Source organism: Wolbachia endosymbiont (group B) of Philonthus cognatus (assembly GCF_947179345.1).
GTDB lineage: Bacteria > Pseudomonadota > Alphaproteobacteria > Rickettsiales > Anaplasmataceae > Wolbachia.
In genome coordinates this window covers 53170-77880 of record NZ_CAMXBG010000002.1, presented here as the reverse complement: position 1 = coordinate 77880, position 24711 = coordinate 53170, and the positions used below count along the sequence as shown (strand labels likewise).

The 24711-nt window shown below is 35.9% G+C and carries 25 protein-coding genes, 1 tRNA gene and 2 pseudogenes; 3 read left to right on the top strand and 25 right to left on the bottom strand.

Annotation, left to right across the window (positions count from 1 at the left end; translation table 11 throughout):
* Positions 1-9: 9 nt before the first annotated feature.
* Both thrS and nuoI read right to left on the bottom strand, forming a co-directional pair.
* Positions 10-1911, bottom strand: a complete 1902-nt coding sequence (thrS, locus tag ONG78_RS02250) for a threonine--tRNA ligase (RefSeq protein WP_264374502.1) — start codon at positions 1909-1911, stop codon at positions 10-12.
* 269 nt (positions 1912-2180) lie between these two features.
* Positions 2181-2663 (bottom strand): NADH-quinone oxidoreductase subunit NuoI, encoded by a 483-nt coding sequence (nuoI, locus tag ONG78_RS02245; RefSeq protein ID WP_264374802.1) that lies wholly within the window; start codon positions 2661-2663, stop codon positions 2181-2183.
* A 182-nt stretch (positions 2664-2845) separates the two neighbouring features.
* Between nuoI and mnmE the strand changes: the two genes are divergently transcribed.
* From mnmE to ONG78_RS02230, 3 genes are all read left to right on the top strand, one after another.
* Positions 2846-4174, top strand: coding sequence for a tRNA uridine-5-carboxymethylaminomethyl(34) synthesis GTPase MnmE (mnmE, locus tag ONG78_RS02240; protein WP_264377569.1), 1329 nt, complete (start codon positions 2846-2848; stop codon positions 4172-4174).
* A 47-nt stretch (positions 4175-4221) separates the two neighbouring features.
* A tRNA-Ser gene (locus ONG78_RS02235) sits at positions 4222-4306 on the top strand.
* 170 nt (positions 4307-4476) lie between these two features.
* The gene (locus ONG78_RS02230) at positions 4477-5481 is read left to right on the top strand and encodes an NAD(P)/FAD-dependent oxidoreductase (protein ID WP_264377568.1); all 1005 of its coding nucleotides are present in this window, start codon (positions 4477-4479) and stop codon (positions 5479-5481) included.
* Positions 5482-5512: 31 nt separating this feature from the next.
* On the opposite strand, the gene ONG78_RS02225 is transcribed toward ONG78_RS02230, so the two are convergent.
* The 23 genes and pseudogenes from ONG78_RS02225 to ONG78_RS02115 form a co-directional block, all read right to left on the bottom strand.
* Positions 5513-7180: a recombinase family protein gene (locus ONG78_RS02225; protein WP_264377567.1), complete on the bottom strand. Its 1668-nt coding sequence runs from the start codon at positions 7178-7180 to the stop codon at positions 5513-5515.
* Positions 7089-7364: a hypothetical protein gene (locus ONG78_RS02220; RefSeq protein ID WP_017532679.1), complete on the bottom strand. Its 276-nt coding sequence runs from the start codon at positions 7362-7364 to the stop codon at positions 7089-7091. The genes ONG78_RS02225 and ONG78_RS02220 overlap by 92 nt, the downstream gene beginning before the upstream one ends.
* A gap of 106 nt (positions 7365-7470) precedes the next feature.
* A complete protein-coding gene (locus ONG78_RS02215; protein ID WP_262986671.1) occupies positions 7471-7932 on the bottom strand; it encodes an ankyrin repeat domain-containing protein in 462 nt (153 codons plus the stop codon).
* A gap of 25 nt (positions 7933-7957) precedes the next feature.
* Positions 7958-8653, bottom strand: coding sequence for an ankyrin repeat domain-containing protein (locus tag ONG78_RS02210; RefSeq protein WP_019236389.1), 696 nt, complete (start codon positions 8651-8653; stop codon positions 7958-7960).
* 168 nt (positions 8654-8821) lie between these two features.
* Entirely contained in the window at positions 8822-9976 is a 1155-nt protein-coding gene (locus ONG78_RS02205) for a phage tail protein (protein ID WP_262986670.1), read from the bottom strand.
* Positions 9976-10767, bottom strand: a complete 792-nt coding sequence (locus ONG78_RS02200) for a baseplate assembly protein (RefSeq protein WP_019236392.1) — start codon at positions 10765-10767, stop codon at positions 9976-9978. The genes ONG78_RS02205 and ONG78_RS02200 overlap by 1 nt, the downstream gene beginning before the upstream one ends.
* A 2-nt stretch (positions 10768-10769) precedes the next feature.
* Positions 10770-11105, bottom strand: coding sequence for a GPW/gp25 family protein (locus tag ONG78_RS02195; protein ID WP_019236393.1), 336 nt, complete (start codon positions 11103-11105; stop codon positions 10770-10772).
* Between the two features lie 2 nt (positions 11106-11107).
* Positions 11108-11362, bottom strand: a complete 255-nt coding sequence (locus ONG78_RS02190) for a PAAR domain-containing protein (RefSeq protein ID WP_019236394.1) — start codon at positions 11360-11362, stop codon at positions 11108-11110.
* 8 nt (positions 11363-11370) lie between these two features.
* Positions 11371-11835: a phage baseplate assembly protein V gene (locus ONG78_RS02185; protein ID WP_019236395.1), complete on the bottom strand. Its 465-nt coding sequence runs from the start codon at positions 11833-11835 to the stop codon at positions 11371-11373.
* On the bottom strand, positions 11822-12304 hold the full coding sequence (locus ONG78_RS02180) for a hypothetical protein (RefSeq protein ID WP_015588266.1): 483 nt from the start codon (positions 12302-12304) through the stop codon (positions 11822-11824). The genes ONG78_RS02185 and ONG78_RS02180 overlap by 14 nt, the downstream gene beginning before the upstream one ends.
* A gap of 9 nt (positions 12305-12313) precedes the next feature.
* A complete protein-coding gene (locus ONG78_RS02175) occupies positions 12314-12802 on the bottom strand; it encodes a phage tail protein (RefSeq protein ID WP_019236396.1) in 489 nt (162 codons plus the stop codon).
* Positions 12803-13108, bottom strand: coding sequence for a head-tail joining protein (locus ONG78_RS02170; RefSeq protein WP_108784462.1), 306 nt, complete (start codon positions 13106-13108; stop codon positions 12803-12805).
* 97 nt (positions 13109-13205) lie between these two features.
* Positions 13206-13547: pseudogene (locus ONG78_RS02165) on the bottom strand (major capsid protein); the annotation flags it as partial.
* A gap of 222 nt (positions 13548-13769) precedes the next feature.
* Complete coding sequence (locus tag ONG78_RS02160) at positions 13770-14714, bottom strand: IS110 family RNA-guided transposase (protein ID WP_264377456.1); 945 nt, start codon at positions 14712-14714, stop codon at positions 13770-13772.
* A 223-nt stretch (positions 14715-14937) separates the two neighbouring features.
* Positions 14938-15600, bottom strand: a pseudogene (locus ONG78_RS02155) (major capsid protein); the annotation flags it as partial.
* A 32-nt stretch (positions 15601-15632) separates the two neighbouring features.
* Positions 15633-16001, bottom strand: a complete 369-nt coding sequence (locus tag ONG78_RS02150) for a head decoration protein (protein ID WP_047759659.1) — start codon at positions 15999-16001, stop codon at positions 15633-15635.
* Between the two features lie 67 nt (positions 16002-16068).
* Complete coding sequence (locus ONG78_RS02145) at positions 16069-17103, bottom strand: S49 family peptidase (protein ID WP_019236400.1); 1035 nt, start codon at positions 17101-17103, stop codon at positions 16069-16071.
* A complete protein-coding gene (locus tag ONG78_RS02140; protein WP_141456763.1) occupies positions 17103-18509 on the bottom strand; it encodes a phage portal protein in 1407 nt (468 codons plus the stop codon). The genes ONG78_RS02145 and ONG78_RS02140 overlap by 1 nt, the downstream gene beginning before the upstream one ends.
* Entirely contained in the window at positions 18510-18734 is a 225-nt protein-coding gene (locus ONG78_RS02135) for a gpW family head-tail joining protein (protein WP_019236402.1), read from the bottom strand.
* 3 nt (positions 18735-18737) lie between these two features.
* Positions 18738-20564 carry a phage terminase large subunit family protein gene (locus ONG78_RS02130; RefSeq protein ID WP_015588998.1) on the bottom strand — a complete coding sequence of 609 codons (1827 nt, stop codon included), beginning with the start codon at positions 20562-20564 and terminating at the stop codon, positions 18738-18740.
* Complete coding sequence (locus tag ONG78_RS02125; RefSeq protein WP_015588999.1) at positions 20561-22045, bottom strand: ankyrin repeat domain-containing protein; 1485 nt, start codon at positions 22043-22045, stop codon at positions 20561-20563. The genes ONG78_RS02130 and ONG78_RS02125 overlap by 4 nt, the downstream gene beginning before the upstream one ends.
* A gap of 18 nt (positions 22046-22063) precedes the next feature.
* A complete protein-coding gene (locus ONG78_RS02120) occupies positions 22064-22546 on the bottom strand; it encodes a hypothetical protein (RefSeq protein ID WP_264377566.1) in 483 nt (160 codons plus the stop codon).
* A 183-nt stretch (positions 22547-22729) separates the two neighbouring features.
* Positions 22730-24622 (bottom strand): hypothetical protein, encoded by a 1893-nt coding sequence (locus tag ONG78_RS02115; RefSeq protein WP_141456759.1) that lies wholly within the window; start codon positions 24620-24622, stop codon positions 22730-22732.
* Positions 24623-24711: the final 89 nt, after the last annotated feature.

Here is a 24711-nt window from a genome sequence, read left to right as displayed (position 1 = left end):
TTTTCTCCCTTAACTCAAATTAATACTTTTTAAAAGCAACTCAGTAGCCTTTTCCAAAGGAAAAGACTCTTGTTCTTCTGACCCTAAATTTCTCACTGACACAGTTCTATTGATGATCTCATTTTTACCTATAACCCATAATATAGGTACCTTATTTGAACTATGCAAGCGTATCTTATAACTAATTTTTTCATTGGTCAAATCGGTCTTAATTCTAACACCTTGTTCTTTTAAAATATTGCTGATTTCAGTAGCATAACCATCAGCTTCATTTATAATGGTCAGAATAGCAAGTTGCGTTGGAGCAAGCCAAATTGGAAATTTTCCTGCATAATTTTCTATCAAAATCCCAATAAAACGTTCAAAAGTTCCAAGAATTGCTCTATGTAGCATAACAGGATGGTGCTTTTGTCCGTCTGCTCCTATATAAAAAGCTCCAAGCCGCTCCGGTAAAATAAAATCAACTTGCAACGTTCCACATTGCCAATTTCTACCTATTGCATCTTTCAAAACAAACTCTAACTTTGGACCATAAAATGCACCTTCACCAGGATTAAGTTCATAACTAAGCCCTGCTTCTTTAACTGCTTCAAGCAGTGCTCTTTCAGCTCTATCCCACACTTCATCATTACCTGATCTAGTATCTGGACGGTCTGAAAATTTCACAGAAATTTCATTGAACCCAAGTTCTGAATATACTTCTTTTAAAAGGTCACAAAACTTTACAGTTTCAGAATTCACTTGTTTTTCCATACAAAAAATATGTGCATCGTCTTGCGTAAAACCACGCACTCGCATCATTCCATGCAATGAGCCTGAGCTTTCATTTCTATGGCATGTGCCAAACTCTGCCATACGTATCGGTAAATCACGATAGCTTCTGGTGTGAGAATTAAAAATCTGCACATGACAAGGGCAATTCATGGGTTTTATTGCTAGCTTTTTACTTTCAGATTCATCAATAATGAACATATTTTCACGAAACTTATCCCAATGTCCCGATTTTTCCCACAGCTCTTTGCTTACTAAAATAGGTGTTTTTACCTCAAAGTAGCCATTGTTCATTAACTTTTTTCTGATGTAAGACTCAAGAACATTATATAAAGTATATCCCTGTTCATGCCAAAAAATCTGCCCAACAGCTTCCTCTTGAATGTGAAATAAGTCCATATCCTTAGCAATTTTGCGGTGGTCGCGTTTTTCTGCTTCCTCCAGACGTTTAAGATAAGTATTTAATTCATCCTTATTTCTCCACGCGGTGCCATATATTCTTTGCAACATTGGGCCCTTAGAATCGCCACGCCAGTATGCACCTGCTACTTTCATAAGTTTAAACGCTTTAACTCTGCCAGTTGATGGTGAGTGCGGACCACGACATAGGTCTACAAAGTTGCCTTGTTTATAAACAGTTAGGTTTTCGTTTTCTGGTATTGATGAGACAATATCAACCTTGTATCTTTCACCTATATCACTAAAGAAATCAATTGCCTGCTTACGAGTCCAAACTTCTCGGACGAATCTGTGGTTACTTTTTATAATTTCCTTCATTTTTTTTTCTATTGCAGTAAGATCGTCCGTGGTAAAGGCACGATCTGTAGCAAAATCATAGTAGAAACCATCTTGAATTGTTGGCCCGATAGTAATCTGAGTATTAGGAAAGAGCTCTTTTACTGCCTGCGCCATTATATGAGCAGCATCATGCCTTATTATATCTAAACCCGCTTCGTCACTCAGTTGTATTACCTCTATCTCTGTATCAGATTCAATTTCATGTGAGAGGTCATATAGCTCACCATTGATCTTTAAAGCAACTGCTTCCTTTAAAACCTCTGGTTGTAGTATATTAAAATCGGTAACCTTACAGCTATATTTCTCTACTTTTTGTTCAGTTGAAAAAGTGACTTTTATCATTTGTCATACCTCCTGTATAATCAGTAAAAGCCAATATCTGGTGTTCATTCCAGTGCCCCCTATGATGTCATCCGAGTAGCTGACACTGGGATCTAAGTATAAAAATATTCGCAAGTTATGCAATGGACAACAGATTCTAGGAACATATGTTAAAATAATGTCCATGATGAAAATAAGATAGATCCCAGTGTCAAGCACTGGGATGACACCACCCCTGGTGGGCACTGCCCCTAAATCATAATGGATAACAGGGTTATAAGCTCTGAACATTAATAATAAGGTCTATTTTTTTTTAACCTGAGTGCAATTGCGTCTTCCCAAACTTCACCATTACGCAATAATTTTTCCTTATTGTACATTAGCTCTTCTCTTGTTTCAGTAGCAAATTCAAAGTTAGGACCCTCCACAATTGCATCAACAGGACATGCTTCCTGGCAAAGCCCACAATATATACATTTTGTCATATCAATATCATAACGTGTAGTGCGACGACTTCCGTCTTCTTTTTCCTCTGCTTCGATAACTATTGCTTGGGCAGGGCAGATAACTTCACATAATTTACAAGCTATGCAGCGCTCTTCACCGTTTGGATACCTACGCAACGCATGCTCACCACGAAACCTTGGACTTAACGGGCCCTTCTCCATAGGATATCTCAAAGTAACCTTTGGCTTAAACATATATTTTAATGTAATAACAAACCCTTTAATCAACTCTATAAATGACCAATACCAAGCTAATTTCTTGAGCATAAAATGTTTAAAACCCGTATTCATGATTATAAATCATATTATCAGTTTTCAAAATAAATATTTTTACCTGACGGTTTTTCTATACAATATATTTACTAATACTTCATTAACATAAATTAGCAAAATAAGTAAAAATTTTTTAGATTAAGTATTTTAAATTGCTAAGTAGTGTATATAAATTAATGACAAACAAAAATGAAACTATCTTTGCCTTATCAACTGTATTTGGTAAGTCAGGAGTTGCAGTAATTAGAATTTCAGGTAACGATGCACTTAAAGCTTTAAATCATTTTAACATTAAGAAAGAAGTTAAACCAAGGCTTGCTACTTTAGTTGACTTATATGATGGTTCCAATCAATTGATAGACAATGGAATAATTATTTATTTTCCTGCCCCAAACAGCTTCACTGGCGAGGATGTTATAGAGTTACAAATGCATGGAAGCAAGGCAATTATAAAAATAATCTTGGAGGAATTATCAAAAATTTTCGTTATGGCCAGGCCTGGGGAATTCTCACTTAGGGCTTTTCTAAATGGTAAATTTGACTTAACGCAAATAGAAGGGATTGCAGACTTAATTGATGCTGAGACAAAAATGCAAGCTAAACAAGCGATTAAGCAGATATCAGGAGAATTGGAGAGGCTATATAGCAGTTGGAAGCAGAAATTAATAACGATACAATCCAAAATCGAAGCATATATAGACTTTCCAGAAGATATTTTGGCAGAAAAAAATGAGTTGGAAAAAATTAATAATGAAGTGAAAACTCTTGTGCAATCAATACAAGAGCACCTAAATGATAATAGACGAGGCGAAAGGTTGCGTGAGGGTTTACACGTTGTAATAACTGGTAAACCAAATGTTGGTAAATCAACGCTGTTTAATTTTTTGGCCAAGCGTGATATTGCTATTATTTCTGAATATGCAGGTACAACAAGGGATATACTCGAGGCCCATATTGACGTTGCCGGATATCCAGTTATCCTTTCTGATACTGCTGGCATTCATGAAAGTTCAGATCCGGTAGAATCAAAAGGTATAAGTCGGGCAAGAAAAAGATCCCTTGAAGCTAATTTGAGAATAGAGCTATTTCCCTTCAAACAGCGTCATGCAATCGATTGCAGTGTTGAAAATAGTAACACCATTTACGTGCTGAGCAAAGCCGATGATATTATCAATGACCACAGCATAAAAATTAACAGTATAGATTTTTTACCTGTTTCTATTTTAAAAGGAATAGGTACAGAAAGACTAATCTCTGTAATTAAAGAGAAAGTAGAGGAAAAATTTGGGCATGATAGAGACACTCCTGTAATTACTCGGCAAAGACATAGGATTCACATGCAGAAAACACTGGAGCATTTACAACGTTTTAATATTGATAATCCAATTGAGTTAATATCTGAAGATTTGAGGCTTGCTGCATTTGAACTTGGTGCAGTAATTGGAATTATTAATGTTGAGGAAATATTGGATAGTGTGTTTAGTAGCTTTTGTGTAGGCAAGTAAGATTTTTATAGATTGCTTGAAATTAAATATTGTGGTAAAAAAGAGGTGGACGGATGGCCGAGCGGTTTAAGGCACCAGTCTTGAAAACTGACGTACGGAAACGTACCATGGGTTCGAATCCCATTCCGTCCGCACTTACTTCTCAGATTTAAAATGTTAGTTAATTTTTAGAGCTTATTTAGATGGTTCGTAACGCTGTAAATCTTATCTAATCTAGCTACATCTTTTAAAAATACATCCCTTTGTAAATTGACCTTGTTAGCAAAGAAAGCTAATATCTATAAATAGATCACCATCTGAATATGGAAACCGATATCGTAATAATAGGTGCAGGGCCTGTTGGAATATTCACTGCTTTTCAAGCGGGAATGCTTGATATGAGATGTCATGTAATAGATGTTTTGGATCAAGCAGGAGGACAATGCACATCTCTTTACTCAGAAAAGCCAATATATGATATACCTGGTTATCCTGTAATTACTGCCCAAAAATTAATTGAGCGACTAATGGAGCAAGCTTCACCGTTTGAGCCTGTTTACCATTTAAGTCAAAAAGTGGAAAAGATTTCAAATAACGAAGGTGAAAACTTTACTATCATAACGAACATAGGTACAGAGGTAAAATGCAAAGCCGTTATCATTGCTGCAGGTAACGGAATGTTTGAACCTAACCGTCCACCCTTAAGTGGTATATTAGAATATGAAAATAAATCTGTATTTTATAATGTAAATAAAATTTCTGATTTTCAGGACAAAACTATAGTCATTGCAGGGGGGGGGGATTCTGCGGCTGATTGGACTGTAGAACTTTCTAAAGTTGCAAAGAAAATTTATGTGATACATAGGAGAAAGGAATTTCGCTGCACTCCTGAAACTAGAAATAAATTAGAATCACTTGAAAATAATGGAAAGATAGAACTGGTAGTGCCATATCAATTACACGAACTAGCAGTAGGTAATGGGCAGTTGAGCGCAGTGATAGTAAAAAACATTGCCTCTAAGGAAGAAAAAGAAATATCCGCTGATTTTTTGCTGCCATTTTTTGGATTGTCAATGAATCTTGGGCCAATAAACAGTTGGGGTATAGAGTTAGAACATGGCCGCATAACTGTCGACCCAGCTACACTTAGAACCAGTAGAGATAGAATATATGCAATCGGAGATATAGCTACTTATCCAGGCAAACTAAAATTGATACTAAATGGCTTTGCTGAGAGCGCCATGGCTTGTTATCACATATACAAAGTAATTCACAATTCTCCAGTTAATTTTCAATATTCAACTTCAAAGGGAATTCATCGAAATTAAAGAGTAAAGAGATCCATGAACCTGCATGCAGTTATCTCAAGCATAAGGGAATACAAACGAAAAAGATTACTTTACAAATTCCCCCAACTCCCTTGCCATGACGTCCAGTACAATGTTGCAAATTAAAAATCTCTCCATCCTGTGCTGGTTCTTCTATTCTAAACGCCACTTCTACCTGATCATAACCAATCTGAATTCGTTCTACTAATGCTTTAATGATGCCACGCTTAGTTTGCCAATCTAGCTGTTCCAAATTAGATTTTACACTGGAATAAAGACTCTTTATACTGTTGATGATAAGGTTCATTCCCTTCTCTATCGCTTTTTGATCAACTACCTTTTTCTTCTCTTCTTCTATCCCTCTTAAGCGTTCCCTCATTCTTTTCATCGTCTGTTTAAATTCTTCCTCACTTATATATCCTTTATCTCCTACATTTTCTTGACTATAATAGTCTTCCATTAACTTTTCGATGCCTTGTTTTATTTGATTTTCTCTTCTTGCAAGCTTCTTATCTGATGATTCATCATTTTTATTTTCTGCAATTCTACGGTGATACTCATTTTTTATTATCTCTGGGTTTTTTAGTAAATTTTTCACCTTTTCCCATATAGCTGTTTCTAACATATCTGTACGGACCAATTTATTAGTACACTTCTCCCTACCATCAGTAATACGTATAGTACTACTACAGCGATAATAGCTAAACTTTTTTCCCTCAACTCCACATTGTGCACCACTATACGCATATCCACAGTTTTGACACACAACTAGACCTTGTAATAGATATTTCTTTTTTCCTCCCTCTCTCTGCATCCTTGCTCTTTTTCTATTTTCATCCAGTTGCTTTTGTACTTTATTAAATAACCCTTCATCAACTATTTTTGGTACTGGTATATAAATCCAGCTGTCCTCATCTGTGCGACAGATAGAAACCTTTTGTTTATTTCTTTCTCTTTTTTCAACCCTCTTTAATTTACCAAACGCTGCTTGTCCTTTATATGCTGGATTTCTTAATACCTTCCAAATTATTATTGGACACCACACCTTCTTTCCAGTTCTTGTTCTAATTGACTTATCTCTTAGTCTACGTATCACTTCCCTTATACTTATTCTCTCTTGCCCTACCCACATGAATATCTGCTTTACTATTTTTGCTTCCTCTTCATTTATTTCAAACTTTGTCTTTTCTCTATCTACATGCTTTATACGATTATAACCAAAAGGTGCAATACCAATTACACTTACACAGCCTTTTTTTGCTCTATGGAGTTTTCCCCTACGACTACGTTCCATAATCTTTGTACACTCATATTCTGCCACTAATCCTTGCATTCCCAATAACAATTTAGACTCTGGATTATTTTCAGTCTTATGATTTAAGAATATTACTTCTACTCCTGCTTTTTCAAATTCATCAAGTAGTATCATTTGATGTGCAGATTTTCTTGATAGTCGGTCAGGTGAATGAATATAAATTTTATCAATTTGATCTTCTCCTACTTTATCACGTAATGCATCTAAACCTTCACGTTCTAAACTCCACCCACTAAGCCCATCATCCTTAAATTCATACTCATTCAATAACTCATGCTTATCTGCAGCAATTCTATGCTTGAGCTCGGCAATTTGACTCTCTATTGTATTGTTCTGCGCTTGACTCTTCGATGAAACTCTTGCATATAAGGCCACTGTTATCATTTTTCTTTATCTCCTTTTCATTGTTTCTTTTTACCGCATACCTTAGTAACAGCTCATAGGCGTCTGCTAGATGTTGTTCCGCTAATTCATCTGGCTCGTATCGGCAAGTTAATGTTCTTTTTCTCATAGTTTCTCCTGCAAATGTTTTTGTAGTGCAAGGAGCCTTACCACTCCTTTTTTCCATCAATCCATTTATTCTTATGAAAAAGACCAACTTTTATCAGCTACAGCCTTCAAATTTGGTCTAGCCCTTCCTTTGCCAACTGCTGTTGCGCTTTCTGATACGACTCTTATTTTTTTAACAAACTTTCCATTTTCTCTGTTTCCTTCTTTAATACCTCGGCTATTTCTTTGCTATTTTTTGCATAATCCATCGCTGTTATTCCAAATTTATCTGCTTGCTCTATTTCAGCCCCTGCTTTTACTAGCTCCTCCACTATTTCTTTTTCTCCTACCATACATGCAAGATGCAGCGGAGTGCATTTATTGCCATACTCTTCAGCATTTACATTCCCTCCTGATTTTATCAATTCTCTAACTGTTTCTAGACGCTTCTCCGTTATCGCTAGATGCAGTGCTGTATGTCCTCTTACATCTGCTGCATTCACATCTACTCCTTTTTCGATTAATAACCTCACTATTTTTACCTCTACTGCATAATGTAGAGCTGTTCTTCCTTTTTCGTCTCTTTCATAAATATTTTTAAACGAGTTCTCTAATAGTGACTCATCTTTTTTACCCAGCTTTACCATAACTTACCCCACCTTTTCTTTAAACCTAAGCCTTCCTTTTTACCACCTCATCTATCATTGCATTCACTTGGCTGATTATCTTGCTTGCTAAATTTTGACATTCTTTCTTTATTAGCGATTTGTCTCTCTTCCTTATTTCTCCTATCTCTATTATTTTTAGCTCCGGCATGTAGCTTCCATTCAACATGTCTGCTATTTCTCCCACTAGCCCCTCTATTCCATAGCACGTCAGTTCTCTACTTTTTGTTATTCCTCCTTTTTCTCTCAAAAATTTACTCGCCTTTTCACTCTCTTTGCTATCACATAGACGATACTTTTCACTTTCCCAGATGTAATACATTGGCGTTGCGCCGTACTTATTCAGTTGATTAACTTCAGCTCCTGCTTTTACTAGCTCTTTTATTATTTCAACTCCTGCTCCTTTGCACGCAGAGTGGAGTGGCGTACATCCAGTGACATATTGAGTGGCATTTACTTCTGCTCCTTCTCTTAGCAGCACTTTTACATTTTCTAAACTTTTTGCGAATACTGCACAGTGCAGAGGTGTATAACCATTTTTATCTCTTGCATTAACCTCTGCCCCTTTTTTTATTAATAACCTCACTGTTGTGTAATCGGAGATTTCTACTGCTTGGTGCAATATCGTCTCTCCTTCTTCATTTCTTTTATTAATATCGTTACTTGATACTTCTTTAAAAAACTTACTCTTGCTAAAACTCATTTCATACCTCACAAAATTAGCTTTTCTAGCGTCAGATAAATTTCTTATATTTACCTGCTGCTATTCAAGTCATGTCTATTTTAGCATAAGAAAGCAAGTCTTTTTCTTTTTATTTCATACACTTTTACCTATTATTAATATAATATATGAGGATCTAAATATAAATGCTTAGCTTATTAGAGATATTACTTGACTACTTTTCCAACTTCTGTGCAAATGTCGATGTTCGTGCCACTTCAGTACTCCTGGATAAAATACTAAAATGTAATTTTCTAATTCGTGTATTGAATCTTTTTGCTCTAAATCGTTTTTATAGTAAATGTTGTGTTCTGCTAAAACATATTTTCTGACCTTCTGATCTGTATAATTTTCTACTTTATAGTTGTGAGTAACGCTAAATCTTTCTAAAATTGGCTTGTGTTTTAAATTCCAATATTGCCCTGAAAGTTTATCGCTTCCCAATACAAATTTATTTCCTCTTTCTTCTACGCTACTAACTGGAAAGCACGTATTTATGTCTCCTAAATCCCAACTGTCTGATAATACTATCTGCGCTTTTGCAAATTTAATCGATGGTAATAAACTCTGTGGTAATGGATATAGTGCTTTTAAGTTGTACCACAAATGATTTCTTTCATAAATACCGTTATAATTCTTTGTGTGAGGCTCGGTTTCTCCAAGGATTGCTACATCTAGGCGATATATATCATTGCTTAAAGCTCGTTCATAATGATCGCGTAGATAGTTTTCTATAATCCTAATAACTGGACCACTAGACCTGAAAAAATTTACTCTTCCAAATGATAACACTGGTCCATCTTTTTCTATTTTTACCCCTGAATAATCAGAAAGAAGATCTCCAAATAAACTCTCATCCAATATAAATCTCTGCGCATTATAATAATCGTTAAAAATCCTCATCAATCTGGATCTTACAGGCAGTGATAGTTTTGCCAGCTCTACTACTGCATCTACGAAGAAGTCATTTGGAACATCTTTTATCCCTACTTGCAACTCAAAAAAATGTTTACCAGGTGGTTCTTCGATAATTTTAATATCTTCTATATTTGCCCATTTTAGTGCTATTTTTAGTGATGCTGGAGTTCCTCTCAGTCTTTGAAATTTTACTCCTTCTATTACGGCTTTTCTTCTATCTTTTACCCAACGCAGTATCTCTTCTAAACCATATTCCTCAATCAACCACGGCAATGTTTCTTCTTCTAATCTAAATTTAAACCCTCTTATACAGCTTGGATCAACCTTATAATCTGTTGCATCAACCAATGCTTGCTCTTGCTTTGTTGCGTTTGGTGGCAGTAACATTAATTCAACTCAATCTTTAAATTTCTCAAATTTGCACACTCGTTACCTAGCACCATAACATCCTCTCTTGGCTCGATTAATTCCACATTTTCTACACCCTCTACAAATAGATTTGCTATTATCCATGATCTTGTAACATTCCATCCCAGTCTTCTATTTGCTTCAAACTTCTTAATAAACTGCTTCTTGATTTCTTCCTCTGATATTACAGGATTTATGCTCATTCTGCTGTGAATATCTATTTCCGTAATATTGCAACCAATTACTGTTATCGTATCTGTTAAAACACTTATATCATCCCTAGTAACCTGCTTTTTTACAATTTCTAGTAGCTCTTCTAACACTATGCCAGTTGTGGATAATTCTGTTGATAAGATTGAAATTTGTACTTTCCCTGGTATAGGTGATTCTACTAGCGCATCCTTTACTCTTCTATCTGCCGAAAGTGCATGATAACGATAATTTCCTCCTGTTGACCACCCCTTTATTTTTGCTTTGATTCTTTTTCTAAATCGTTCATCATCTTCTTCTTTTTCTCTCTCTACTCCATAAAATTCAGCCAAATTATCAAGATCTTCTCCTGTCGCAAATTTAAATAAATTACTTTTTATTGCTTCGTTTATTCTTTCTCTGAGCAGAAGTTCTCGCCATGCTGCTACCTCCAGAATCTTTATTGCTGGATCGGATTCTACTAACGCTGAAAAGGTTTCATCTCTACGGACCAATTCTTCCTTCATTCTCGAAAAGATTTCCTCATAGCTTAGTTTTTCAATAATATTAGATGTCTGCATTTCTAAACAACTACTCCACTAATACCTATGAATTTGCCTTCTGAAAGATACATACCTTCAAGTACAAGAGTCATTTTTCCTTCTTTAGCTTCAGCAATCTTTACTTTTTCTAACTTAAATCTCTTCTCAAATTTCCCCAGTGCTTCTGCTGTTGCTGCATAGATTTCCAAAGTTAAATCTCTATTTATTGGCTTATCCACCAATTCAAATAATCTTGAGCCATAATCTCTTCTCATAATTCTACTACCTTTCGGAGTAGTCAAAATATCAACTATTGATTGCTTCAAGTGCTCTATTCCTTTTAATTCTTTCCCTCTTTTAGCATCCATTCCTTTCATTTTTAGCCTGCAAACACGGTTTCACTGCCTTTTATTACTTTAAATCCACATGAAACTATATCTTCTACTCTTCCTATACCAAGACCATTTGCAAACACTGTTTTTGATCCTTCAGTTAATACTCTTCCTTCTGTAAAATTATCTCCTTTACGGCAAACTGGCTTACCATTCACAAAAACATTATTACTGCCGCTAATGCAAAAATGTGGTGTTGCTTCTGCACAATAATCTCCTACTCGCACAACTGATTTATTCATTTTTCCAATTAATTAAGTTCTATTTTATCTGCTTTCAGTTTTATTTCACTCTTTGTCATCTCTATACTCGATCCTCCAGCTTTCAATGTTATTTTGTCTACTACTTCAATCTCTAAATGATGCTTCTCTTTATCATATAACAATCTTGTTCCATCCTGAAACTTCACACTATTTATTTCTTTTTTATTCTCTGGTGCAGAGTATTTTTCCTGATATATTCCTCCTAATACCACTCCTAATGATAGTTCACCAAGAGGAGAAAATACCATTACTTGTTCATCGATATCTGGAGGAGACCAATCTCTATCTTTTCCTGCTTTGCTTGTTATCCATGGCAGATAATCTGTTACAATATCTCCTATTTTCACTCTTACTTTTGCTTTTTCATAATCTATTTCTTTTACAATTCCTATACGAATAACGTTTGCTAGCTTCCTATTCAGCTCTGAAATCGCAAAACTATGATCCAACATTTATATTTCCTACGTTTATTGTATGTGGTTTAATTTTCCCCTCTTCCCATACTGATTTACCTAAATGAAGCTGATGACTCCAATCAACCATCCACACTAAATATGCATCGAGCTCTGGCCTAAATCCGTCAATTTCCGCAGAGATAAATTCTCCTGGTGAAACATTTTCCACATTCCAAGTATTTTTATTTACTACTCTCGCAACCTCAGCAGCTAATGTTCTAACAACTACCGAGGAATCCTCTACTGTTCCATCAACTACAATCCTCGCCTCAAACCTGGCTTTCAATGCTAATTCATCAGTACCTGCATCTTTACCTGGTTCTAAACTTGTTAGTTCTACAAACACCGCTGGCGCTACTAATTCTTTCCTTATTGCTGGATAAATTTCACATGTCTGTATAGCCAGTATTTCTTCCTTCAGTGTGCTGCAAATTGCTTTATGTAAATCTTTCCAGAACTTTGTCATGCATATAATTTAACTCATGTAATGTATAAAATATTTTTCAAATACCTTTTCAACTTCATAATTAACAAGATTCCCTATTATCCTTGAAGCCTCAGGTTCGAGTGGCAACTTAACTTCCTTTATTGGCAATGCTGCCCTTCCTTCACGTTTAAACATACCGCTATTTCCTTTTGGCATAACTGCTGCAAATCCTCCTATAAACTCATGCTTTCCTACTTTCGATCCTCTTCTTGTTTTTTGTATTTTGCCAATTGTCGATGCTCTAATGTCGTAGAGATTTGCTCTAATTAACACTTCTAATCTGCTTGTTTTTGCTTTAAAAATTCTTAATCTCTTTCTTATCAAACTTAATTTTATTCTCTTTTCCTCACTAATTTCCTTAGCTGCTTTTGATTTTAGCCATATTGCTGTTTTGTTTAATGCACTCACCGTCACTTTTTCCACTTTTTTCCTTTCAGCATCTATACTTTGTATAATACTACCGGTGTTAATACGCATTTATACTCCTGACGCTCGAATTTTCCATACCATTCCTGAATTATCTTGCAGCGGTGGAGAATATACTTTATATTTACGGTCACCTATAACAAAAATATCTCCTACAATTGGCTGCAGTAGATCAAACGCACTTATTTCCAACACTAAAGTTTCTCCTACAAATTGCCCTTCACCAATCTCGTATAATTTATCTGGCTCTTGCTTTAACACCTGTACCATATATGACTTATCCTTTGATTTATATAAAGCCACTTCTCCTAAATGGGCAAAACAATCTTCTAATAATCGCTTAATATTCTCTTGCATATTTCTTTTTGATATACTAACCTTTACATGCTAAGAAAGCGCATACCGGTAGAGTCGTTCTGTGCCTCACCACCTTGTAGTTACTCTACCAGTATTGTTATGCTGCAACGATCTTGACCAAAACGGCCGGGCGGTGGCACATTGGTAGAGGATTTGACTGCGTATGTAAATCGGTCCCTCTATCAAATCTTCTTGGCTCTTGTTTTGCATAGAGTGGCTGTCCGAGAGTATTCACCGTCTCATTAAAGTCTGCTGGTGCAAAATATGTTGTAAACGTGCTTGCTGTTCCTAGTGGAAAACAGTGCCCTGTATCTTTCTCAATAAATCTTCTAACCGTTCCTTCAGGGTCAGTTGCTTGCCCTCTATATTCCTCAAACGTTATGCCACAAAATGTAAACCCTGACCTCATATCATTTCGAAGTGCTGCTCCTTCTTGCCATCAACTATGTTTTTTAAAATTTTTTGAGTTTAGTCTCATTTGTTCATAATTTTGCATTTTTATTCAATTGAAAAATGTATTTTGGCAACAAAGATCCCAGTTTATACAGAAAGAAATTTATATCAAACAGCAACCACTGCTTAGATTTTATGGTTAACGAATATGTGCTTTAAATGTGTGTAGACGCACATATCCGTTAACCTATTTTCTATGCAGATTTTTTTATTTCATATTAATTGCTTCTTTAAGTCTTGCATTGGCAATTACTATGATTTTTCGCATTAGAGCTGTTATAGCTACCATCTTCTTTTTACCTCTACCAATAAGATTAGAGTAAAAAGCACCAAGTGCAGATTTAGATCTTGCAGCGGCCATAGCAGCTGTAAAAAGCTTTGCACGAACATTGCTTCTACCACCTGTTATCCTTCGGTAACCAATAGTTTTACCGCTTTCTTTTGGATGTGGAGCAACCCCAGCAAGACTTGCAACTTCTTTTTTGTTTAGGTAGCCAAGTTCTGGCATTAGACACACAAAAACTTGAGATAGCTTGAGACCTATTCCTGGCACTGTTCTCAGGATCTTTTGACGCTTTTGTAACTCTGGATTTTTATCAATAATTCTTTGTATGGCATCGTTGAACTCATTTATCTGATTGGTAAAAAAGTCTATTGTTTTTTGGCAACTTTCCTTTATATAGTCGTTTTCAGGTGCTGCAAGCCTACATTTCTCTTGAGTTCTCATTTGCGTAATGTCATCACGACGTTGACAGAGTGCAACTAAGGCAGTTTGTTCTTTTGACATAGGCACAAATAGAGATAGAGCACTATAGCGTTCAAAACCATATTGAGCAAGGGCTTTTGCATCTGATTGATCAGTTTTTGCTAAAGTTCCATGTGATATGATAAAACTTTTTACTTTACGAGTATTAGCTCGATGCACAGCAACATTCATATCAACAAGAGAACGTGCTAAACCAAGCTCATATTTTCCTGTATTTTCTAAAGTTACAAAAGAATTAGGTAGAATATTTGAAAATTCTTGAAACAATTGTTGCCAACCAGCATCATTATTATTGAACTTGATAGTGTTTTTTTGGTTGTACACTGCAGCAACATTTTTGAATTTTCCAATATCAATGCCAATAAAATTTTGATAAGATGCAATCATAATAACCTCGATAGTTTAATTAATTTAAGATTGTAAACGGGTGCACATATATGTCCCACACAACTATTCAAACGTATCGAGGGATAGGGCTAGTGTACCTTGATGGCTACGGTTGTAATACCAATTTTCATTCGGTCGCACACGCCCGTGATAGCCCTATTCCTATAGTGAGTAGGGTTATCTTTCCCTCTTATCTCTTTTATATCACATTTTTAACTTACAATCTTTCATATGCTTCTTTTACTTTTGCATGAGAAGTTAGTGCATCAAAAAACTCAGGGCTTACCAAGGCATGAATTCCAGTCATATATTCACCACTTAGGTTATCTTCTATATGCCGCAATACTTCCAGACACTTACGTTTTACATCAGTTGTTGCTGTTCCAAGGGCAAAATTTACTACTTTTGGTGTTATTTCAAATTCGTTGTACAGATTTAATAATTCTGACCCATCAGCATCTAAAATTATTCCCTTCAGCGCTCCCATTCGCAAATGCTCTAATGTTATTGCATGTTTGTTTCTCATTAGCTGTAAATGGTCAGTTATTACGTCTGCTAGCGCTTTAAGTTCACTTTCTGATCCAAATGCCCTTATTCCCTGTACTTCCTCTGGTAACACTACATCATCATGCGGAATATGTGGAATCGTAAATGTTCTTACCTTTCTTTTTCCTCTTTTTCCTACTGTTGCTGGCGCCCCTGGTACTTGCGTTGGTAATAAACTTAATACTCCGTTGTGTTCTTCTATGGTAATATGTCTAAATCTTACTGACCTACTTGGAAACAAATTTAGATTTTCAACTCGTCCATAATTTATCGGCAATATATTTATCGCATTTGTTAGTGCCGTCATGCTAAATGCTGTATTTGTAAATGGATTTTGCATTTTTTCTCTCCTTTTTTTCCTATTAATTTTAGTTAAATTCCCTTGCGGACAATGATCCCTCGTGCTTCAAGTTGCTTTATTGCTGCAGCTTTCTGCTCTTCAGTGATATTTGCTGGCCACACAACCGCATGATCTGCTAGTATTGCACAACGAGTAATAATTACTGCTTTAGCATTTTCTGTCGCATTTACATCACTTACTACTGCACCTATCGCTGTTTGTGTACCATCTGTGGCAGTTGGATTTATTATCTTAACCATGCTATCTTTATCGAGAGCCACTACTGTACCAAGCTTTAGGTTCTGCCCTTTTGCTACTGTTATCTGATCTCTTGAATATAGACTTGATGCCTCATACTTTAATAAGTCACCCAGATTATTTTGTTCGCTTATACAACTCATAAATTTCTCTCCTTAACTGCTTACCGCCGCTTTTATCAATGCTATATACGGCGGTTATAAAAATACTTTAACTCCTACGACTTTTCGCTACCTGCATCATCAATTCTTCTCCTGAATTCTGTGGTATTGCACTCAGTATCTCTGTCTTCTTTGTTCTCTCTGCAAGTAATTCCATTAAAACTTCCCTAGCTTGCTCAACACTTACACTTTGCTCAATAAATTCTCCTATCTTTTCTGGCATCTTCGATAAATTACATAAACGTATTAATTCAAGAACTTCAGTACGATACTTGGTTAAATTATCAGTTTCTAGGTCATTTGTAGTTTGTTCATTCATAGTAATACTCCTGTTTTTATTAATAGATGAAAGAATTGTCATTCCGTCTGCAAGGCCTATTTCTACTGCTTTCTCCCCAAAATATAGCCCTGCCTCTGTTGATCGAATCTTTTCAATTGAAAGACCTCTGTTCCTTGCTATTAGCTGCAAAAACATTTCATATAGTCGGTCTACTTCTTTTTGTAAGCTTCCCAGACTTTCAGACGTCATTGGCTCATGTGGGTTTAAATCATTCTTTCGACTACCAGCAAAGATTGTGGTGTACTTAACACCTTGCTTTTCATCAAATCTACTTTGATCTATATGACTTGCTATTACTCCAATACTGCCAACACCAGAAGTTCTGCTCACAAATACCTTCTCAGCGCTTGAAGCTATAGCATATGCAGCAGAGTATGCATCATCATTTGCTATCGCTATTATCCTCTTTTTTGCTCTTGATTCATAAATAAAGTCAGCTAGGTCAAATATACCGTTTACCTCTCCTCCGGGGCTATCTATTTCCAGCATAATTGTCTCTATGCTACTATCTGCTAATGCTTGTTTGATTTGTTCTTCTATTTGCTCATATGATGTCATCCCGAGCATTTCATCAAACGCACCTGGTTTTTTAGTCAAGATTCCATGTATTGCTATAATTGCAGTTCTTTCTACGTTACTTTTGATGGAGTGCTTTATGTTTTTAAACGTGGGATGTTTTTGATTGTTTAATGACAATAGCTCAAAACTCCTTGGTTCAAGCATTAATGGTTTTCCTAAGAGCATCATAATCCTTTACAATCAGAGTCAAACATTAAGTTGAGACTATTTGCACGTTTTTGATCTTCTGCTATTTCTTGATCTATTTCTTCAACATCGTAACCCATTTCTGATACTACTTCCGATCGACTCTTAAATCCATTCCTTACTGCCATTTGCTGCGATTGCTGGTCTTTCAGTGGATCCACCCAATCAAATCCCTGTGGTATCCATTTTACTTCTTCTTTCGCTGCTTTTACTACTTTTTCATCTATACTCAGTTCTCCACAAAACACTGCTAATTCTAGCCATCTATTCCAAATAGGTCTACAAAACTGGAACACTATCACGTTATGCTGTAACATTGCGCACCTTCTGCGAAACTCTATCAACCCTGCCCGAATGGATGAATAATTAACGCTTGTTAAATCTCCTGTTAGCTGCTCATATGTTATTCCTGTACCTATTGCTATTGCCCTCAGTTGCTGTCTCATAAACGCTTCATAACTTCCTCCAACATCTGATGGCTCTGAAAATTTTATGTCCTCTCCTGGGTCTAAAAGCTGCATTGTTCCAGGTTCCAGGCCAGATAGTGCTACTCCTTGCTCACTTGCTTCACCTTCTCCCATGATATTTGCTTCTGGATCAAGTCTCGTAATAAATCCCGCAAACATTGCTGCAGTCTTTTTTCGTACTAATTCTGCATCATCATATTGATCAAGTTCATAGAGCTTTAGCAGTATACTCGAAAGCCATGGCTCTCCTCTAATTTGCCCAGGTCTTAGTGGTCTATAAATATGTAAAACATCATTTGCTGGTACTCTTACTGATTCTCCAAATGAGCCTTCGCCTGGATGTTCTCTAAATAAGTAATATGCTTCTCTTTGCCCAAGCTTGTTAAACTCAATCCCGTTTCTTATTACATTACCATTTGCTAAAGTTTGATTTGTTTTATTGTCTAAATGTTCAGACTCAAGTACTTGCAGTTGTAGTGGTACAGAAAATCTATCTTCCAGCTTTCTCGTTCTTAAACGTACAAAACATTCTCCTCCCTCTATCATACTTCTGCATACTAGAGCTTGTAATCCATAAAAATCACTTACTCCACTACTGTCTGCTTCATCTGTCCATCTTAGCCATAATTCTTGCACCTTCTTTCGAAATTCTCCATCTCTTGCTTTTGATTGTGGTTTTATTCCTGTTCCAATAGAGTTACTTACTATCGTATCAATTATATTTGCAGCGTAAGGATTTTTTCTCACCATATCACGTGATCTACTACGTAAAGTTTCAAGGCTTTGAGACAGCAAATTGTTTATACTTCCTAACTCTGGTTGAAAGTGAAAAAATCTTCTTCCTGAGCCTGCTGCATCCCAGGCTGAACTTTTGATTTTTGGCTTGTTGAATAATTGTTTGAAGGTTTTTAGTAGCATTTATAAAATTCCTTTACTCGTTGAAAAAATAATTTTCCTCTTTGGCTCCACTCCAGCAATCTTTAGCTCAGCTTTAATTCGTTGTCTTAAGTTTAGTAAATCATTTATATCTACTTCTGCATATCTTACCACATGATCACCATATGCAATTGATACTACTCGCTCTCCGTTTTGCAGCTTCTTTATCGCTTCTTCGACTTGAATTAAATAATCTTCGTTATACATTTATTACTTGCTGATCCATTTGCTTTTGACTATTTTCTTTGATTTTTTACTTTCCGGTTTTTCACTTAAACTATTCCATTTACTCTCTGGCCATCTGTCTATTCCCAGTGCTATCGATGCTGCTCTTGCATAAATTCGGCAATCTAGTACTTCATTTCTTTCTCTTACCTTTTGCCACTCTTGTTTGGTATATCCTTTTACTACTTTGCTGACTAATTGCTCTGCCGTTAGTTGCTTAAAATACTCAGGTGCATACTCGGGAAAATGACAATACCCTGGCGGTGTTTCTTCACCTTCTTTTAAAATATTAAGTAATTGAAAAAGCTCTGACTTTAATATCGATACTCCGACTGGCCAGAGCTTTATTCCTCTTTTCAGCTTTTGCCCTCCAACTGTTATATCTACTCTACTTGGGCTGCTCAGCGGCACTAGTGCTTTATTTACACCTTTCACTGCCATTACTCTTCCAGACCCTTGATGACTTCTCACCCAGTTGTAAACTTCCTGCGTTGCATACCCTGCATCAACCGCCATCATACTTATCATATATTCAAGCCCATTTTCACCAATAAAATGATGATTGAGGAGCTCCGAAAGCTTTTTCCATACTTCTCTACTTCCTGTATCTCCTTCAAATACTCGGTAGTCTATTGACCAACTTTCACGACTTTTTCCCCATGCTACAACTTCCACCTCTAGACGATCTTTTTGGACATCTACTCCTGCAGTAAGTACCACTTCTCTCCTTGGTACTGTGCCAATCTGAAAAAATTCTCTCCTGTTAAATAATTGCTTCCAATCAGGTACTTCTCCTTTATCTACCCAGGTTTCTCCAAGCGTTGTGTTGATCCAAACTTTCAGTAATTGTTCACTTTCCTTTGCATGCAGAAAATCCTCTACTGCTTGTTGCCAACTATACCACCCAACTGGGCTATAAAGACTTGAAAGGTGAAATCCTATTACTTTGCTATTGTGTACTTGATTTGTAGCTCTCCATTCTCCACGTTCAAGCATCTCTGTCTTTTGATGATTTTCTATCTTTTCACCACATTCTATACATATATAGTGTGCTGTACTTGGATTTTTATCTTCCCATTTTATTTGTGACCATTTTAGAACTTGATAGTAATTACAATACGGACAGGGAACAAAAAAATATCTCTTATCTGTTGCTTCAAATTCTTTCTCAATTCTGCTTATTCCATGAATCGTTGGTGTCGATACTAAAAAAATCTTTCGCCTTGCAAATGTATTAGTTCGAGCAATACTGAGCAGTACTGGATCTCCTTCTCCTCCTGAATCTCCTGGGTAGGCATCTATTTCATCAAGAAAGAGATATTTTACTGGCATAGATCTCAGTCCTACACTACTATTCGCTCCAGTTATTACTACTATTCCACCTGGAAACTCCTTACTTTGTACAGTATTCCCTGAATCTCTTGACCTTGGGTCTTTTACTTTACTTTTTAAACATGGTGTACTCTCTATTAACGGTGCAAATCTTCCCTTCGACCAACGTTTTCCCATTTCAACTGTTGGCTGTACTACCAGCATTGGACCTGGTGTTTGATCGATGATATAGCCAATCCAATTGTTGCCAGCTTCTGTTCCCCCAATCTGCGCTCCTTTCATGAATACTACTTTTTCTGCAGGTGAAGATGGTGATAGTGAATCCATTATTTCTTTTAAATAAGGAGTTCTTTCTGTTCTCCATTTACCTGGCTCTGATGCTGCAGTTGGCGCTAAAACTCGATACTCATTCGCCCACTCTGATACTTTAAGCTGGGGATCTGGCCTTAAACCTTCAGAAAAAGATGTAGCGTATATCATTGTCTGCATCTACTCATAACTGGTTCTATCTCGACATCATTAACAATAGAACTACACTCATCCAATTCCATAAACATCTTTTTCTGAAATTCCTTTTCTATATATCTTTTGCTCATCTCACTTATCATTATTGCTATAACAAGTGCAAATACCCCTGTTATTGTTGCAAAAATGATTGCACTGCTTATTGTTGTTGTTATCAACCCTATATATACTGCTACTGCTATTGCGCTGACTGTAGTATAGATGCAGATAATATTATTATGTTTTTTCGTCCTTTTATCTGCTATTTCTCTCTGTGCTATATATTTATTATGAAGGGTTGGAAAATTAACAACGGTATCTCTGCAGAGCAAAGACCCATTTTTTTCAGTAAACAAAACTTTAAGTAACTCTAAATTGTTTGATTTAATTGCTAAATGTAAAACAGGTGTATAATTTGCTCCTTTTTTCAGCAATAACTTTACTACATGTAAATGCCCTTTTTCCGCAGCAAGGTAAACCGGTGATAAACCTTTATTATTTACAATATCAATATCGATTTCTTCTCTTAAAATTGCATCTACAATCTCAATTTCTCCTCTTTGTGCAGCTAAATGGAGTAGACTATTCTTTTCAGAACCGTATTTATTACTCATCAAAGCCTTCTTTATCTCAGGTTTAGCGTAATCAAATGGTGTTTTACCGCTATCGTCTTTTACCAGAGGGTCTATATCTTCTCGCGTTAGTAAAACTTCTATTGTTTTTAGTCTTTCAGCATAATGTAGTGGTGTTTTATTTTCGTAGTCTTGCAAATTTACTTGAGCATTAGGCTCCTTTATTAAGGATTTGAGGATATCAAGACATAAGTCTCTTTCATCGTAATTAGCATTACTTACAGCTATATGCACAGGTGACAATTTCATTGAGTTTTGTCCCATGCGTGCACTATTCACATCTGCTCCAAGCTTCAGCAGTAACTTTACTATCTCCAACTTTTTATTATTAACTGCATAGTGCATTGGTGTCTGATTTCGTGCATCAAAGACATCTATTTCAGCTTTTCCTTCTCTTATCAGAATCTTTACAACTTCTGCATGTCCTATGCCTGCTGCTAGATGTAATGGAGTATGGTGCAAAGCATTTCGTACATTAACGTCAATACCTTTTCTGATCAAATATCTCACTGCATTAATTTCACCTATCATTGCAGCTAAATGAAGTAAGCTATCTTGTTCTGACCCGTACTTGTTATTAATTAGTGCTTGTAATATTTCTGCTTTTTTCCCTTCTTTGGCGTAATCAAGAGATGTTTTACCTTCATTATCTTCCACAAAAGGATTAATGTTCTTCTTCGTGAGTAACAAATCTACCATGCTTAATTCATCAAACTCTATAGCGCAATGCAGTGGAGTTTTTCCGTTTAACCCTCTGACATTAACATCTAATCCAGGTTGATTGATTAAACACTTTATTAACTCTAAACTTAAGTTATCAGCCATTTTGTATTCAAAATCTTTTTATATTTTAAATTTAGCGTTAGATAATTCTTCAAGTGAGTTTGTAATCTCTTCAGTTAGCGTCTCGTGAATTTTTTCAGTGTCACTCAGTGATGCAAGCAGTGCTGAAACTCTATTTGGAACATTAAGCAAATTATTACGTACAACTCTTGCTACGTTAAATGCCTCACTTTTTACTTCCTCTACTGCTACAAGTTCTCCTATTTCAGCTTTTGCCTTTGCTTCTAGCAACCTTCCTCGCTCCATTTCATTTTTTATTCGCGTTTTTAGCAACATTGTAGAAAGGTTATTTGTATTTTCGTTTTCTGGATTTTTCCTCCTAAGTGGCTGACTTGGATCTCTTATTGCTGCCACCGCTTTATTTGCTTGTTCTCTATTGATCAAACCATCCTCCAACTCAACTATTCCTTTTTTTACTAAATAACAGACATATTGCTTTGATACTCCTATCTCTCTTGCCCATTCTGTTTGTGTGATTTTCACTTTTTTTTCTCCTCTCTCTTGTTTCTACGAATTTTCTTCTTGAATCTCTGAAAAGGTTTTGCCAGTATCAGCAATTTCCTACCTGTTTATACTTGCCGGCGTCTTAGAGATATTTTACTAATATAGAGCGAAGTACTCCGGTTTATAGCTGCTTTCTTTTTACATAGTGAAATTTGGCCATTTTCAACTAATACTATAAATTGCATCTTTGTAGTTATGAGATTCAACCACTACTTGCTCTAGCGTTAAACTGCTGCATTTGGCATCTTTACTATGGTTTTCTTCAAGCACTTTTGTCCTTGCTTCCTTTATTTCCTCAATGAACTTTCCATTAACTTTTTCTGGTTCAATTCTTTCCTCACAATATACAAGATTTGTGCAATTTGTTTTTCTGTAGTAATGTACTCCAAGGAATATCACTGATAGTGCAAGTATACTCGAGCCTATAAGTAGTGATAACCCTACGTTATTAATCAAAGCGTTCTGGTAAAACTTCTGTACACTATTAATACCACCTTCTACATACAGTAATAAAGGCAATACTATATTTGCAGCAACCAAACTGCTTAATAATGCTGTAAATAATGGCCTATCTTTGATTACTGATTCTACTTTATTTCTTCTACTAATGACTTTGTCGTCAATATTAATGAAGTTGTTCTTACCCTCCCAAGCGTTAAGTGTAAAATGCGAATGAGTACCATTGCCGTATTCCAGTTTGACTGATTTTATTACTTTATCTTTTGATTGATACTCTCGCACCTGATTCAAAGTTTCATTCGCATTCTTTCTCCCTATTTGACACTCTTCAGTATCTCTAAATTGCTTTATTCCACAAAATATCGGACTAATTGCAACCAATAATGCAACAGCTAGAATTGGTATAGTTACATAGATGACACTGTTTGCAAAAAATGCAATAAATTGTGCTTTATCCTGTAAATATACCAAAGCTGCAGAAACGCTAAGTGCAACAGCAGCTATACCGAAAATTATAAATTCCTTCTGCTGCACTGCATATTTTACTCTTGGCAAAATTCTATTTGTTTTCTTTTCTTTTTTAATTAACGGGGTTTCTTCATTATCACTTTTTTCTGATGAGCTAGTTGAAAGTGTAACTGGACTATCATGATTTAATGACATATTCTCCCATCCTTGATTGCCACAAGACTCACTCATTTCTGTTACTTGAGAATTTGATCTTGTCATCTCTGCACTTCTATTGTCTATTCCACTATCACTTCCTTCCAAACTCTTTTTTAAAAATTTTGTATTCAGATCTACAGGTTCACCAATTATATCTTCTGATCCTTTCTTAATTGATGTTTCTTCAGAATTTGACTTTTCCATCTCCGGACTTTGATCGTTTATTTCACCATCTAAACCTCTTTTCGAGAATTTTTTATTTTTGTCTATAGTTGCATACATAGGTTCTCCTATAGCTTCTTGCTCATCACATTTTTCTCCATTTAATTGGAAAGAAGAATGCGGTAGCTTTGGTGGTGCAATATCCTGAATAATACTCAACCGATGATTTTCTGCTGTTCTAGGTGAAGGTGGAGCTACATTTCTAATATTGTCCTTCTCCAACATTCCATTCCTAGGTAACGGCTTTGGTTTATCTCCTAATTCTTTATCCTCTTCCTCTTTTTGCATTTCTTTTGTATTGTCTATTTTGGGGTTGGAAGATGTGTTGGATGCTGCCTCAAGCTGATCAAGAGAATACGGACGGTTATATTCTATTCCATTTGCCTCACAAACTGCATTAAATTCGTCCTCTATGTCTTTACCATCATCAAATACTAAAGAAGAACAACTCACTGAAAAATCAGCACCTGCTTCGTCTATTTTTGCTGTAATACTGCTATCGCTACTATTGCTAATCACATTTAAAGAAGCTAGTTTGCATTCAGTGTTCAGGTCAGGTTCTTGCTTCGTACCTTTTTCAAACAATTCAATTCTCTCCTTAACAGATAGTGTAGAATTTGAAACATTATTTTCTACTTCTTCAGAAAACGATGCTTCATTATTTGTTTGCGACGTTACTACTCCAGCTGACGTCTTTTCTTGATTCATTGAGTACACCACATTTAATCCAAAGTTATTTGTTACGCTAAACTCATTAAAATACGGTATATACCAGTAAATTAATATTACAACTACCA

Coding starts and splice junctions, on each gene's coding strand:
- thrS (WP_264374502.1), bottom strand. CDS start 1,911: ATGATAAAAGTCACTTTTTCAACTGAACAAAAAGTAGAGAAATATAGC.
- nuoI (WP_264374802.1), bottom strand. CDS start 2,663: ATGCTCAAGAAATTAGCTTGGTATTGGTCATTTATAGAGTTGATTAAA.
- mnmE (WP_264377569.1), top strand. CDS start 2,846: ATGACAAACAAAAATGAAACTATCTTTGCCTTATCAACTGTATTTGGT.
- ONG78_RS02230 (WP_264377568.1), top strand. CDS start 4,477: ATGGAAACCGATATCGTAATAATAGGTGCAGGGCCTGTTGGAATATTC.
- ONG78_RS02225 (WP_264377567.1), bottom strand. CDS start 7,180: ATGATAACAGTGGCCTTATATGCAAGAGTTTCATCGAAGAGTCAAGCG.
- ONG78_RS02220 (WP_017532679.1), bottom strand. CDS start 7,364: ATGGAAAAAAGGAGTGGTAAGGCTCCTTGCACTACAAAAACATTTGCA.
- ONG78_RS02215 (WP_262986671.1), bottom strand. CDS start 7,932: ATGGTAAAGCTGGGTAAAAAAGATGAGTCACTATTAGAGAACTCGTTT.
- ONG78_RS02210 (WP_019236389.1), bottom strand. CDS start 8,653: ATGAGTTTTAGCAAGAGTAAGTTTTTTAAAGAAGTATCAAGTAACGAT.
- ONG78_RS02205 (WP_262986670.1), bottom strand. CDS start 9,976: ATGTTACTGCCACCAAACGCAACAAAGCAAGAGCAAGCATTGGTTGAT.
- ONG78_RS02200 (WP_019236392.1), bottom strand. CDS start 10,767: ATGCAGACATCTAATATTATTGAAAAACTAAGCTATGAGGAAATCTTT.
- ONG78_RS02195 (WP_019236393.1), bottom strand. CDS start 11,105: ATGAAAGGAATGGATGCTAAAAGAGGGAAAGAATTAAAAGGAATAGAG.
- ONG78_RS02190 (WP_019236394.1), bottom strand. CDS start 11,362: ATGAATAAATCAGTTGTGCGAGTAGGAGATTATTGTGCAGAAGCAACA.
- ONG78_RS02185 (WP_019236395.1), bottom strand. CDS start 11,835: ATGTTGGATCATAGTTTTGCGATTTCAGAGCTGAATAGGAAGCTAGCA.
- ONG78_RS02180 (WP_015588266.1), bottom strand. CDS start 12,304: ATGACAAAGTTCTGGAAAGATTTACATAAAGCAATTTGCAGCACACTG.
- ONG78_RS02175 (WP_019236396.1), bottom strand. CDS start 12,802: ATGCGTATTAACACCGGTAGTATTATACAAAGTATAGATGCTGAAAGG.
- ONG78_RS02170 (WP_108784462.1), bottom strand. CDS start 13,108: ATGCAAGAGAATATTAAGCGATTATTAGAAGATTGTTTTGCCCATTTA.
- ONG78_RS02160 (WP_264377456.1), bottom strand. CDS start 14,714: ATGATTGCATCTTATCAAAATTTTATTGGCATTGATATTGGAAAATTC.
- ONG78_RS02150 (WP_047759659.1), bottom strand. CDS start 16,001: ATGAGTTGTATAAGCGAACAAAATAATCTGGGTGACTTATTAAAGTAT.
- ONG78_RS02145 (WP_019236400.1), bottom strand. CDS start 17,103: ATGCTCTTAGGAAAACCATTAATGCTTGAACCAAGGAGTTTTGAGCTA.
- ONG78_RS02140 (WP_141456763.1), bottom strand. CDS start 18,509: ATGCTACTAAAAACCTTCAAACAATTATTCAACAAGCCAAAAATCAAA.
- ONG78_RS02135 (WP_019236402.1), bottom strand. CDS start 18,734: ATGTATAACGAAGATTATTTAATTCAAGTCGAAGAAGCGATAAAGAAG.
- ONG78_RS02130 (WP_015588998.1), bottom strand. CDS start 20,564: ATGATATACGCTACATCTTTTTCTGAAGGTTTAAGGCCAGATCCCCAG.
- ONG78_RS02125 (WP_015588999.1), bottom strand. CDS start 22,045: ATGGCTGATAACTTAAGTTTAGAGTTAATAAAGTGTTTAATCAATCAA.
- ONG78_RS02115 (WP_141456759.1), bottom strand. CDS start 24,622: ATGAATCAAGAAAAGACGTCAGCTGGAGTAGTAACGTCGCAAACAAAT.